This is a genomic window from Pseudomonas sp. 3-2 (assembly GCF_019710535.1).
In the GTDB taxonomy this organism is placed as follows: Bacteria; Pseudomonadota; Gammaproteobacteria; order Pseudomonadales; family Pseudomonadaceae; genus Aquipseudomonas; species Aquipseudomonas pharyngis.
Genome location: NZ_CP081200.1, coordinates 4,224,157 through 4,235,931 on the forward strand (window position 1 = coordinate 4,224,157; position 11,775 = coordinate 4,235,931).

The window sequence follows — 11,775 nt, forward strand, 5'->3', positions numbered from 1 at the left end:
CCCCGCATAAAAATAACGAGTGGGAGAAAACCAAGTGAAATCGTCCATTGCCGGGATGAACGAGGGCGCCGATTCGGTGCTGTCCTCCGCCATTGCCAAAGTCAAACGCCACGTCCTGCCGCTGTTCGTCATCATGTTCATCGTCAATTACATTGACCGGGTGAACATCGGTTTCGTCCGTACCCACATGGAACACGACCTCGGCATCGGTGCCGCGGCCTACGGTTTCGGTGCCGGTCTGTTCTTCATCGGTTACGCGCTGTTCGAAGTCCCTTCCAACATGTTGCTGCAAAAGGTCGGCGCGCGAATCTGGCTGACCCGCATCATGCTCACCTGGGGCCTGGTCGCCGCCGGCATGGCGTTCATCCAGAACGAAACCCACTTCTACATCCTGCGATTTCTGCTCGGCGTGGCCGAAGCCGGGTTCTTTCCCGGGGTGATCTACTACTTCACCCGCTGGTTGCCGGGGGCCGAGCGCGGCAAGGCGATTGCGATTTTCTTGAGCGGTTCGGCCGTGGCCTCGCTGATTTCCGGCCCGTTGTCCGGCCTGTTGCTGCAGATCGAAGGTCTGGGCATGCACGGCTGGCAGTGGATGTACTTCATTGAAGGGATGTTCTCGGTCGGCCTGTGCGTGTTCGTCTGGTTCTGGCTCGACGCCAAGCCCCACGATGCCAAGTGGCTGACCCGCGCCGAACAGGATGCGCTGGTCAAAGCCATCGACGATGAGCAGAAGGCCCGCGAAGCCGCGACCCCGATCCGGCCGTCGCTGGGCAAACTGCTCAAGGATCGCCAGATCATCCTGTTCTGCCTGATCTACTTCTTCATTCAATTGACGATCTACGCCGCAACGTTCTGGCTGCCGAGCATCATCAAGAAGATGGGCGAGATGAGCGACTTCCAGGTCGGCCTGTTCAACTCGATTCCGTGGTTGCTGTCGATCATCGGCATGTATGCGTTCGCCTCGTTCTCGGCGAAGTGGAAACACCAGCAGGCATGGGTAGCCACTGCATTGCTGATCGCCGCGGCGGGGATGTTCATGTCCACCACCGGCGGGCCGATTTTTGCCTTCGTCGCGATCTGCTTTGCTGCGCTGGGTTTCAAATCCGCCTCGTCGCTGTTCTGGCCGATCCCGCAGGCCTATCTCGATGCGCGGATCGCCGCTGCCGTGATCGCGTTGATCAACTCGGTAGGCAACCTCGGCGGCTTCGTCGCTCCCACCACTTTCGGTTTGCTCGAGCAACACACCGGTTCGATCCAGGGCGGCCTCTATGGCCTGGCCGCGACCTCGATCATCGCCGCAATCATCGTGTTCGCCGCTCGCATGACACCCAAATCCGCACCTGACGTCGCCGTGGCCGATGCCGCGCCGAAGCACGCTTGAAAGGACAATCAAAAATGACCGCACACGACATCGCCAAAGCTCCAATCATCACCGACATGCAAGTCATCCCGGTGGCCGGCCACGACGGCATGCTGCTCAACCTGAGCGGCGCCCACGGGCCGTTTTTCACCCGCAACATTGTCATTCTCAAGGACAACGCCGGCCACACCGGTGTCGGTGAAGTACCCGGCGGAGAACGCATCCGCCAGACTCTCGAAGACGCCCGCAGTCTGGTGGTCGGCAGCCCGATCGGCACGTATCAGAAGATCCTCAACCAGGTGCGCCAGACCTTCGCTGACCGTGATGCCGGCGGCCGTGGCCTGCAGACCTTCGACCTGCGCATCACCATTCACGCCGTCACCGGGCTCGAAGCCGCCCTGCTCGACCTGCTCGGCCAGCACCTCGACGTGCCGGTGGCGGCATTGCTCGGCGAAGGTCAGCAACGTGATGAAGTGAAGATGCTTGGCTACCTGTTCTACGTGGGCGATCGCCGGGAAACCGACCTCGCCTACCGCAGCGAACCGGATGCCGACAACGACTGGTTCCGCGTGCGTCACGAGAAAGCCATGACCGCCGACGCCGTGGTGCGTCTGGCCGAGGCTGCGCACGCGCGTTATGGCTTCAAGGACTTCAAGCTCAAGGGCGGCGTACTCAGCGGCGATGCCGAAATCGAAGCAGTGACCGCACTGGCCGAGCGCTTCCCGGATGCCCGCATCACGCTCGATCCGAACGGCGCGTGGTCATTGAAAGAAGCGATCCGTTTGTGCCGCGACCAGCATCATGTGCTGGCCTACGCCGAAGACCCGTGCGGTGCAGAGAATGGTTATTCGGGCCGCGAAGTGATGGCTGAATTCCGCCGCGCCACCGGCTTGAAAACAGCCACCAACATGATCGCCACCGACTGGCGCGAAATGGGCCACGCGATCCAGTTGCAGTCAGTCGACATTCCGCTGGCCGACCCGCACTTCTGGACCATGCAGGGTTCGGTGCGCGTGGCGCAAATGTGCCACGAATGGGGCCTGACCTGGGGCTCGCACTCCAACAACCACTTCGACATTTCCCTGGCGATGTTCACCCACGTCGCGGCCGCCGCACCGGGCGACATCACCGCCATTGACACCCACTGGATCTGGCAGGACGGCCAGCGCCTGACCAAGGCACCGCTGCAAATCGTCGACGGCTGCGTGCAGGTGCCGAAGAAACCGGGGCTGGGCGTGGAACTGGACATGGATCAGGTGGCCAAGGCCCACGAACTCTATAAAGGCATGGGGCTGGGCGCACGGGATGACAGCGTGGCGATGCAGTTTCTGATTCCGGGCTGGACGTTCGATAACAAGAAGCCGTGTCTGGTGCGTTAAGCCTGCGCAGCCTCCAGCAACCAGTGTTTGAACGCCGCCATCGCTGACGTCTCCGGCCGAGACTGCAAGCGCGTCAGCCAATAGCTGCCGGTGGTGATTTCGATGGCAAAGGGTTGGCGGATCAGATCCGCCGCCAGTTGTCGGGCAAACATCAACGGCGGCGCCAGTGCCAACCCGCCGCCCTGCAACGCCGCTTCCATCATCGCCAGCGACGAGTCGAACACGATGCTCTGGGGCGGCGCGGCATGGGTCGCCAGACCCGCCGCGTGAAACCATTCCGGCCACTCATCGGTGCGATAGGAGCGCAGCAAACGCTGCTGCAGAAGATCCCCCGGCGTGTGCAGTTGCCGGGCAATTTCCGGCACGCAGAGCACCGACAATGGCGCCTCCAGCAAACGGGTCGCCTCGATACCGTGCCACGCCCCGGCACCGAAGCGGATCGCGTAATCCAGCCCTTCGGCGGCGACGTCCACCCGGTTGTTGTTGGTCGACAGTCGCAAATCTATGAGCGGATGTTTCGCCTGAAAGTCTGCCAGCCTCGGCAACAGCCATCCCACCGCGAAGGTGCCCACCGCGCCGACCGTGAGCATTTCCCGATATTGCCCGCCCGCCAGACGCTCGAGCATCTGCGCGATATGATCAAACGACGTGGTCAGCACCGGCAGCAGGGTTTCGCCCTCGCCGGTCAGCATCAGCCCACGGGGCAGGCGTTTGAACAGGATCACGCCGAGTTGCGCCTCCAGGCTTTTCACTTGATGGCTGACGGCCGCCTGGGTCACGCACAACTCCACGGCGGCGCGCGTAAAGCTCAAGTGACGCGCAGAGGCTTCGAAGGCGCGCAGTGCATTCAAAGGCAATTGAGGTCGAATCATGCCAAGTCCCAAATTTTTCTAATGGCTCGTCCGAGTTTTCATCGTTTGTCGAAAGACGCCGGACTGCCTAGATTTGGCGGCGCCGATCAGCCGGCCCGACGGAAAACGCTCGCAGTGTAGCGGGATAACACCATCAACACTCATGGAGAGTGGTTCAAGCATGCCTTCGATCAACCTGAACAAATTCAAGTCCTACAGCGCTTTCGGACTTTTCTTCAGCACCGCCACTTGCTTGGCCGCCCCGCCAACCGACGATCAGTTGCAGGCGCTGGTCAAGGCCACCGTGACCCCGGTCATGCAGCAACAGGACATCGCAGGCCTCGCCGTGGCCGTGACAGTCGATGGCAAGGCGCATTACTTTAATTACGGTGTCGCCGACAAAAGCACCGGGCAAGCGGTAAGTGAAAACACCCTGTTCGAAATCGGTTCGGTGAGCAAAACCTTCACCGCGACCCTCGCCGCGTACGCCCAGGCCAGCGGCAAACTGCAATTCTCCGACAAGGCCAGCCAGCACTGGCCCGAACTCAAAGGCAGCGCCTTCGACCACATCAGCCTGCTGCAACTGGGCACCTACAGCGCGGGGGGACTGCCGCTGCAATTCCCGGATGCCGCAGATTCTTCCGACAAGATGCTCGGCTATTACCAACAGTGGAAACCGACGTATCCGGCCGGCAGCCATCGCCTGTATTCCAACCCGAGCATCGGCCTGTTCGGCTACCTGGCCGCAAAAAGCCTCGGTCAACCGTTCAATCAGGTCATGACCGAAACCCTGCTGCCGAAACTCGGGCTCAAGCACACCTTCCTGTCGGTGCCGGCGTCTGAACAAAAGCTCTACGCCCAAGGCTATGACAAGAACAACAAACCGATCCGAGTCAGCCCCGGCGCCCTCGATTCCGAAGCCTACGGCGTAAAAACCAGCGCCGCCGACCTGCTGCAATACGTCCAGGCCAACCTTGACACCGCGAAACTCGAAACACCCCTGCAAAAAGCCATCGCCCTCACCCACACCGGCTACTACACCGTCGGCGACATGACCCAGGGCCTGGGCTGGGAACGCTACACTTACCCCATCAGCCTCGACCGCCTGCTGGACGGCAACTCGACGCCAATGGCCATGGAACCGCACAAGGTCAAATGGCTGAATCCGCCGCAGCCAGAACTGGCGAACGTGCTGTTGAACAAGACTGGCTCCACCGCTGGCTACGGTGCGTATGTCGCGTTTGTACCGTCGAAGAAAGTCGGGATCGTGATTCTGGCGAACCGCAATTATCCGAATGGAGAGCGGGTGAAGATTGCGCACAGGATTCTGGGTGAGTTGACCCGGTAATCACGCCATAAAAAACGGGCGACCTGAGAAGGTCGCCCGTTTTTATTTCAGGGTTTGAAAACTACGCCTGTAGCTTCCAGCCCAGTACATCCATCAGATCGCAACTGTCGCGCAGCGGGATTGCCAGCACCCGGGCGAAGTCCTGCAGCAGCAAGGCGTCGTGGCCGATGCCGTCGCTCAATGAAAGTGTTTCCAGCAACTGCGTCACGCTGCGCAAGCGGTAGGCGGCGGTGCCGTGGAGTACGTCTAACGGGGCTTCTCGGTCGATCAGGAGACAGGGAATCTGGCAGTCGATGCCGGTGATGGGGATGTAACGGGGTTTGGAATTAGCGATTTGTTCGCGGGAATCTGAATTCGTGGGAGTTTCTGGCCTGCTCGGATCTGCTTTTTTCATGTGTGAAGACCTCTGACGTTAAGGGAGAAAACTGCCGAGCTCCCTTCCACGAGAGGGTGGCAGCTTTGCGCAGGTGTGGAAGTCCGGGGCCAGAGAAACCCGGTGCACTTGAGAGTGCTCCTGCGCATAGCTGCCATAAACAACGATGGTGGCATAAAAAATACCAACATGTGGTCACAGGCGCACATACGCTTCCCTGTTATCCCCGGACTTCCACATCCGACCGCTGATTTTGCAGCGGCCCGATGAGGTTATCGGCGTACGACTCAAGCCACCAGTTCACCAACGCCGCCGCGTTTTGAAGGAAACTTCCGATGGGTTTGAAGGGTGTTGCCGCGTAAATTTCCGGGCACATTCAGCAATGATTTTCAAAGGTGACCGGCTCAAAGAGATGCATCTAAACTGCACCGCATTGCCGGGTTATCGCGGATGAAATGACGTTCGCCAAACACCTGACCGACTGAAACACAGAGGGGAATGAATGAAGATCGACAGCCTCAAACTCACGAATGTAGGTCGGTTCAATGACATCACCGTTCATTTGGCTCCTCTCTCCGGATCCCATTCCAACGTCACAGTTTTCGTGGGAATCAACGGCGCCGGTAAAACCACCCTGCTGAAAGCGCTCACCACCTGCCTGAGCTGGCTGATAGCAAGAATTCGCACCCAAAAAGGCAATGGCAGCCATATCGCAGAGGAAGACATTCGCAAAGAGACCCCGGCTGCCATCGTCTCGATCGCGGTAGCAGAACCTGCACATCCGCGATGTCAGTCCCGACTCTGATCCCGATGAAGAAGACGATGTATTCGTATGGGGTATGTCACACAGCAAGCAGGAAGGGAAAACGGCTCTGAGCAGCTCCCTGGAAGACGTAAATCTGCTCGCCGATCACTATCGCGTCCTGCTGACAGCCGATGACAACGCCTCACTCCCCCTGATCGCCTACTATCCGGTGGAGCGATCGGCTATCGAAATCCCGCTGAAAATCAAAAGCGGACAAACCTTCGATCAACTGGCGGGCTACGACGACTCACTGAAACACAGCACCGACTTTCGCCGCTTCTTTGAATGGTTTCGAGAGCGTGAAGACAGCGAAAACGAGTCCGGCATTTCCGATTCCGCATTGAACGAAATAGCTCAAAAGCTTGGTGCTGAGAGCGAAGCCTGGAAGACGTTATCCGAGCTAAAAGCTTCGTCCCGTGACGCCCAACTGACGGCCGTCCGCTGCGCCATCGCGGCCTTCATGCCGGGCTTCACCAACCTGCGAGTACAGCGACAACCTCGCCTGCACATGGCGGTCGACAAGGACGGCGTCACTTTCAATGTCGCCCAATTGTCGCAAGGCGAAAAGTCGATGCTGGCGCTGGTCGGCGACATAGCCCGCCGACTGGCCATGATGAACCCGTCACTGGACAACCCGCTCCACGGCGAAGGCGTCGTCCTCATCGATGAAGTGGACCTTCATCTGCATCCGGAATGGCAGCTCAACCTTATCCAGCAATTGAGCAAAACATTTCCAAACTGCCAATTCGTGCTGACAACCCAATCTCCCCTGGTCGTTAGCGAAGCAAAAGATGCACTGGTTTATGTGCTGAATGACGACGAGCTTTACGAGCGCAACAACCTTTAAAAACTCGATGCCAATCAGATGTGGATCAAAACCACAGGAACCGGCATCGCAGAACAGTGTTGGATTGTCCTCCATGACCGCCTGCGGTCATCTTCAGATCAAAACACCGTGGGCAAAAAAATGGCGACCGCTTGATAACGTTCGCCATTTTTATTCAGAGCCTGCCTCAATCAATCATCCGGCATTTCCGGCGGCTTGGCCGGTTTGGTCGGTTTCGCCGGTTTTATCCCTTTCGCACCCTTGGCCGGCGCCGGTTCTGCAGCAGCCGGGGCCGTGACCACGGTGGAAGTGGCTTCTTTTTCAGCGGCAGGCAACGCATCAATGGTGTCGAAGATCTTCTTCAGATCGACCGCCGCCGCTTCCTCTCCAGAAGCCGTCAGTTTGGTCTCTCCATCCTTGCCCACCAGGAAGACTTTCGGATACGCCCCGGCGCCCAGCTTCAGCGAGCGCAGCAGCGCCATGGTTTGCTGCTGCTCGAGGCTTTTGCCATCGACCTGACCGCTCATGCTCAGGATGGTGTAAACCTTGATCTTGCGGTCGGCGATGCCTTGTTTGTTGGCCGGGTCGTCCAGCGCTTTTTTCAGGCTGACCCAATAAGAATCGACTGTGCTGGAAGCGATCACGATCAATGGGCGGTTAATGCCCTTGTCGACGTCCAGAGGGGAATCGCCGTCGGCGGCGAACAGGGGGCCGGCAATCGCCAGCAAGAGTGTCAGGGTCAGTGACCTGATGAGCATGCGCATCTCCTTTTGATATCCACGCTCTAATGATTGCGCATCGCGGCGATTGTTCCGGGGGGTGCCCGGCAAAAGTGTTTCGCCTTGCCCAAAGCTTAGGTCAGCACCGATTTTGCGCAACCGGTTGGGCGCGATCATTTCGCGCATTTGATTACCTTTTATGACCGCATTAGGGTGGCTGTTCAACCTGTGAAATGGAGTTCAACGCGCATGCACATCGACTACCTCTGCCATCACCCGCAACTGATCGAGGAACTGGCCGAACTCAACTTCAAGGAATGGGGCCAGTACAGCCCCGAAGACACCCTCGCCAGCCGCACCGAACGCATGCGCGCCGCCTGCGGCAAAGGCGCGATCCCCAGCGTGGTGGTGGCGATCGAAGATGGAAAACTGCTCGGCGGTGCGCTGCTGATCGACAGCGACATGGACACCCGTCCGCAACTGACGCCGTGGCTGGCCGGGGTCTACGTGAAGGCAGAACAGCGTGGCCGCGGGATCGCTTCGCAACTGGTCAACCGCATCGTCGAGGAAGCCGCCGCACTGGGGGTGCCACAGTTGTACCTTTACACCGATGCCGCGCAGTCGCTATATGCGCGCCTGGGTTGGGAGGTGCTGGAGGAAATGGAATATGACGGATTGCCGGTGACGGTGATGAAGCGCTCTATCAGCCAGTGATCGCTTGGCTCAGCGCCAATTCCAGCGCCGCTTCCAGCCCGGAGAGTTCGACGCATCGGCCGCCAAGCCAAAGCATTCCGTCATCAAGGCTGACGCTCAATGTCACCGCTGGTTTGTCACCCGGATATTTGCGCAGCAGTAGATCAATACCGCCAGCGGTTTCATTGGTAGTGGAAATCAGATCCCACTGGCTGTCGCTCAAGTCCAGCAGCGTCTGTTGGCGCTGCTGATCAACCACTAGAGGCGCGTAGAGCCAGTGGCTCATGCGTATTTCCCGGGGCTCGACCGTGATGGCGAGACGGCCATTGCAATGGAATGTGATTTCGCTCATGGCTGCCTGCCGATCAGAACGCCAGCTTGTAACCGATCAATACCAGCATCGTCGCCAGGCACGGGCGTAGCAGTTCATCGGAGACGCGGCCGGTCAGGTGGCTGCCGAGCCAGATGCCCGGCAGCGAGCCGACCAGCAGAAAGCCCAGCACGCCCCAGTCCATGTTGCCCATGCTCGCGTGGCCGAGGCCGGCGACCAAGGTCAGCGGGACGGCGTGGGCGATTTCGGTGCCGACCAGGCGGCGGGTCGGCAGCAGCGGATAGAGGATGAACAGTGCGACGGTGCCAAGGGCGCCGGCGCCGATGGAGGTCAGGGCGACCATGGTGCCGAGGATCAGACCGGTGATCACGGTCATGACATTCAGGCGCGCGCCGCTGGGGTTATAGTTGCCGCCGGCGCGTTTGTGGGCGAATTCCAGCAGGCGCTTCTTGAACAGAATCGCCAGCGCCGTGGCGAACAGCACGAAGCCCAGCGCTTGCTTGATGATGGCGTTCATCGCATCCGGCGCGGTGTGCAGGGTGCTGAGGAACCACAAGGTCATCGCCACCGCCGGAACACTGCCCAGGGTCAGCCAGCCGGTGATGGCCCAGTCGATGTTCTTGTTCTTCCTGTGCACCAGCACGCCACTGGATTTGGTGATGGCCGCGTACAGCAGATCCGTGCCCACCGCCGTGGCCGGATTGATGCCGAACCACAGCAGGATCGGCGTCATCAACGAACCGCCGCCGACACCGGTCATGCCGACGATGAACCCCACCACCAGCCCGGCAATCACCAGGCCGAAATTTGCCAATTCCATTAAGACGTCCAGACAAACCACAGGAAAATCCGGCCCGCAGCATAACCAGTTTTCTTATAACGCCCTATATCGATCGGATCTATCGTTATGCCATTTCACTGCACAGGCAAAAAATTCAAAAACAACAGGCTCTGGGCGTAATTCAAACCGATGCGCCGGTAGCGCTCGTCGAGCATCTGGGTCAGCAGATCCAGACGCGCCACGACTTTGCCGAACTCCGTGGCGAAGCTCAGGTTGCTGCCCTCCTCGGAAATCTCGTTGGAAAACAGCAGCGGCTGGCCATCCTTGTTCTGCCGCTGAGCGAGGATCCACGTGGCTTTCTCGATGTTGCGCGCGGCGTTGTTGACGAAGGTCGGGTTGATCGCATCGGTCATGTAGAACTCGGTGCGGTTGCCGTGAGCGGTGACCAGCATGCTGCCGATCGCATAGATGAACGCGCCGACCCGGTCGCCGAGAAATTCGGGGCTCATGGCATAGCTCAGCGCTGCCAGATCCTTTCTGCCGCCGAGGGTCGGCAAAGGTTGCTGCTGTTCGATGGCCAGCCGCACCTGTTTGACCGCCGTGCGAATGTCGAGAAAACCGGATTTGCGCAGTTCCTCCGGGTTACGCAAATACAACTTGCCCATCAAGCGGTAGAGGCTGTCGAGGTTGTCACGCATCGCCAGAGTTGCCATGCGGTCGACGCTGGTCTGGAGAAATTCCTGAGGCCTGCCCTCGCGCATCTGGGTGATGAAATTGTTGCCGTCCTGATGGCTGCAACCGCCGAACAACAGGGTCGACAGGCAGGCCAGCAGCAGGCACGGGCGATGAATGAATGCAGCGATGGGGTGCAAAACTCTCGGCATGAATTCTTTGACGGACACGTTCCTGTGCGGCGGAAGTCACCGCACCCTGGCCATGGATAGAGCCGGGGAATTCGCAAAAGTGCAGTGCCGGCGTGGATTCCCGACCTTCGGCGCCCTTGGCTCAATCAATTTAGTCCGACTTTATTTTTGCATTAATCGTTTAATCCGCTATAAATTCCCATTCATCCATTAATTAGCATGACTATTTAAAGATTTTCAAAACAACAACAAAAAGGAAGGTCAACCCATGCTTCAATCCCGACACTCACTCTGCGGCCTCGGACTGTCCCTGATGATCGCCACCCTCTCCGCCCAGGCCGCCGGCCTGTCCAGCGAACACAAAGCCTTCGGCAAAACCAATGACGGCACGCCCGTCGAGCAATACATCCTGCGCAACAGCCACGGCATGCAAGCCACGGTCATCACCTACGGCGCGACCTTGCAGGCACTGCAAGTGCCGGACAAGCACGGCAAGCTCGACGACATCGTCCTCGGTTTCGATGATGTGCAGGGTTATCAGAAAGGCACCGCGTACTTCGGCGCAACCATCGGCCGCTTCGGCAATCGCCTGGCCGACGGTGCGTTCGAGCTCGACGGCAAACGCTACCAGGTGCCGCAGAACGACAAGACCAACGCCTTGCACGGCGGCACTCAGGGCTTCGACAAAAAGGTCTGGAAGGCGAAGGAAACCAAGGACAAGGATTCGGTCGGCGTGACCCTGACCTATCTGTCGGCGGATGGTGAAATGGGTTTCCCCGGCAACCTCACCACCGAGGTGACCTACCGCCTCACCGACAGCAACGAACTGCGCATCGACTACAAGGCCAGCACCGACAAACCCACTGTGCTCAACCTGACCAACCACAGCTACTTCAACCTTGCCGGCGCCGGCAATGGCGATATCCTCAAGCAAGTCGCCACCCTGCACGCCAGCCATTACACCCCGGTCACCGCCAAGCTGATTCCGACCGGCGAATTGGCGCCCGTGGCCGGCACGCCGATGGACTTCACCAAACCGACCGCCATCGGCCAGCACATCAAGGCCGACCATCCGCAGTTGAAATTCGCCGAAGAAAAACACGGCGGTTTCGATTTCAACTGGGCGCTGGACACCAAGGGAGACGTCAGCAAACTCGCCGCCGAAGTCAGCGACCCGCAATCCGGTCGCCACTTGCAGCTGTTCACCAACGAACCGGGCGTGCAGTTCTACACCAGCAACTTCCTCGACGGCACGGTCAAGGGCAAGGGTGGCAAGGTCTATCCGCACTGGGGCGCGTTCACCCTGGAGACTCAGCACTACCCGGATTCGCCGAATCAGCCGAACTTCCCGAGCACCCGGCTCGATCCCGGCCAGACCTACACCCAGAGCGTGGTGTTGAAGTTCTCCGCCAAGTAAGCACCTGACCTCCTTTCTGGAACCGGACG

At 59.3% G+C, this 11,775-nt stretch carries 13 protein-coding genes; 7 read left to right on the forward strand and 6 right to left on the reverse strand.

The window, feature by feature from the left end; translation table 11 throughout:
• Positions 1–34 precede the first annotated feature (34 nt).
• Entirely contained in the window at positions 35–1,381 is a 1,347-nt protein-coding gene (locus tag K3819_RS19060) for an MFS transporter (RefSeq protein WP_011335053.1), read from the forward strand.
• A gap of 14 nt (positions 1,382–1,395) precedes the next feature.
• Positions 1,396–2,739, forward strand: coding sequence for a glucarate dehydratase (gene gudD / locus K3819_RS19065; RefSeq protein ID WP_221397712.1), 1,344 nt, complete (start codon positions 1,396–1,398; stop codon positions 2,737–2,739).
• On the opposite strand, the gene K3819_RS19070 is transcribed toward gudD, so the two are convergent.
• Positions 2,736–3,611, reverse strand: coding sequence for a LysR family transcriptional regulator (locus K3819_RS19070; RefSeq protein ID WP_221397713.1), 876 nt, complete (start codon positions 3,609–3,611; stop codon positions 2,736–2,738). The genes gudD and K3819_RS19070 overlap by 4 nt on opposite strands.
• 160 nt (positions 3,612–3,771) lie before the next feature.
• Here K3819_RS19070 and ampC point away from each other — a divergent pair, with 160 nt between their 5' ends.
• Entirely contained in the window at positions 3,772–4,938 is a 1,167-nt protein-coding gene (gene ampC, locus K3819_RS19075; protein ID WP_221397714.1) for a class C beta-lactamase, read from the forward strand.
• A gap of 61 nt (positions 4,939–4,999) precedes the next feature.
• On the opposite strand, the gene K3819_RS19080 is transcribed toward ampC, so the two are convergent.
• Complete coding sequence (locus K3819_RS19080) at positions 5,000–5,332, reverse strand: hypothetical protein (protein WP_371857745.1); 333 nt, start codon at positions 5,330–5,332, stop codon at positions 5,000–5,002.
• 481 nt (positions 5,333–5,813) lie between these two features.
• On the opposite strand from K3819_RS19080, the gene K3819_RS29510 reads away from it, so the two are divergent.
• Together K3819_RS29510 and K3819_RS19085 are read left to right on the forward strand one after the other, a co-directional pair.
• Complete coding sequence (locus tag K3819_RS29510; protein ID WP_260328941.1) at positions 5,814–6,116, forward strand: AAA family ATPase; 303 nt, start codon at positions 5,814–5,816, stop codon at positions 6,114–6,116.
• Positions 6,117–6,150: 34 nt separating this feature from the next.
• Positions 6,151–6,963: an AAA family ATPase gene (locus tag K3819_RS19085; RefSeq protein ID WP_260328942.1), complete on the forward strand. Its 813-nt coding sequence runs from the start codon at positions 6,151–6,153 to the stop codon at positions 6,961–6,963.
• Positions 6,964–7,133: 170 nt separating this feature from the next.
• Here the strand turns inward: K3819_RS19085 and K3819_RS19090 are convergent, their stop codons facing one another.
• Entirely contained in the window at positions 7,134–7,700 is a 567-nt protein-coding gene (locus K3819_RS19090) for a DUF4174 domain-containing protein (RefSeq protein ID WP_085612729.1), read from the reverse strand.
• Between the two features lie 210 nt (positions 7,701–7,910).
• On the opposite strand from K3819_RS19090, the gene K3819_RS19095 reads away from it, so the two are divergent.
• On the forward strand, positions 7,911–8,375 hold the full coding sequence (locus K3819_RS19095; RefSeq protein ID WP_085612730.1) for a GNAT family N-acetyltransferase: 465 nt from the start codon (positions 7,911–7,913) through the stop codon (positions 8,373–8,375).
• Here K3819_RS19095 and K3819_RS19100 read toward each other — a convergent pair.
• The 3 genes from K3819_RS19100 to K3819_RS19110 all read right to left on the reverse strand — a co-directional run bounded on the left by K3819_RS19100 (position 8,365) and on the right by K3819_RS19110 (position 10,350).
• Positions 8,365–8,706 (reverse strand): hypothetical protein, encoded by a 342-nt coding sequence (locus K3819_RS19100; RefSeq protein ID WP_221397715.1) that lies wholly within the window; start codon positions 8,704–8,706, stop codon positions 8,365–8,367. The two genes, K3819_RS19095 and K3819_RS19100, sit on opposite strands and share 11 nt — an antisense overlap.
• Positions 8,707–8,719: 13 nt before the next feature.
• Entirely contained in the window at positions 8,720–9,505 is a 786-nt protein-coding gene (locus tag K3819_RS19105; RefSeq protein WP_011335062.1) for a sulfite exporter TauE/SafE family protein, read from the reverse strand.
• A 95-nt stretch (positions 9,506–9,600) separates the two neighbouring features.
• Positions 9,601–10,350, reverse strand: a complete 750-nt coding sequence (locus tag K3819_RS19110) for a hypothetical protein (RefSeq protein WP_221399719.1) — start codon at positions 10,348–10,350, stop codon at positions 9,601–9,603.
• Positions 10,351–10,597: 247 nt separating this feature from the next.
• Here K3819_RS19110 and K3819_RS19115 point away from each other — a divergent pair, with 247 nt between their 5' ends.
• A complete protein-coding gene (locus tag K3819_RS19115; RefSeq protein WP_221397716.1) occupies positions 10,598–11,746 on the forward strand; it encodes an aldose epimerase family protein in 1,149 nt (382 codons plus the stop codon).
• Positions 11,747–11,775 lie beyond the last annotated feature (29 nt).

What these genes read in the sequence shown, in the direction of transcription:
- gudD (WP_221397712.1), top strand. Translation starts at nt 1,396, where the DNA reads ATGACCGCACACGACATCGCCAAAGCTCCAATCATCACCGACATGCAA.
- K3819_RS19070 (WP_221397713.1), bottom strand. Translation starts at nt 3,611, where the DNA reads ATGATTCGACCTCAATTGCCTTTGAATGCACTGCGCGCCTTCGAAGCC.
- ampC (WP_221397714.1), top strand. Translation starts at nt 3,772, where the DNA reads ATGCCTTCGATCAACCTGAACAAATTCAAGTCCTACAGCGCTTTCGGA.
- K3819_RS19080 (WP_371857745.1), bottom strand. Translation starts at nt 5,332, where the DNA reads ATGAAAAAAGCAGATCCGAGCAGGCCAGAAACTCCCACGAATTCAGAT.
- K3819_RS29510 (WP_260328941.1), top strand. Translation starts at nt 5,814, where the DNA reads ATGAAGATCGACAGCCTCAAACTCACGAATGTAGGTCGGTTCAATGAC.
- K3819_RS19085 (WP_260328942.1), top strand. Translation starts at nt 6,151, where the DNA reads ATGTCACACAGCAAGCAGGAAGGGAAAACGGCTCTGAGCAGCTCCCTG.
- K3819_RS19090 (WP_085612729.1), bottom strand. Translation starts at nt 7,700, where the DNA reads ATGCTCATCAGGTCACTGACCCTGACACTCTTGCTGGCGATTGCCGGC.
- K3819_RS19095 (WP_085612730.1), top strand. Translation starts at nt 7,911, where the DNA reads ATGCACATCGACTACCTCTGCCATCACCCGCAACTGATCGAGGAACTG.
- K3819_RS19100 (WP_221397715.1), bottom strand. Translation starts at nt 8,706, where the DNA reads ATGAGCGAAATCACATTCCATTGCAATGGCCGTCTCGCCATCACGGTC.
- K3819_RS19105 (WP_011335062.1), bottom strand. Translation starts at nt 9,505, where the DNA reads ATGGAATTGGCAAATTTCGGCCTGGTGATTGCCGGGCTGGTGGTGGGG.
- K3819_RS19110 (WP_221399719.1), bottom strand. Translation starts at nt 10,350, where the DNA reads ATGCCGAGAGTTTTGCACCCCATCGCTGCATTCATTCATCGCCCGTGC.
- K3819_RS19115 (WP_221397716.1), top strand. Translation starts at nt 10,598, where the DNA reads ATGCTTCAATCCCGACACTCACTCTGCGGCCTCGGACTGTCCCTGATG.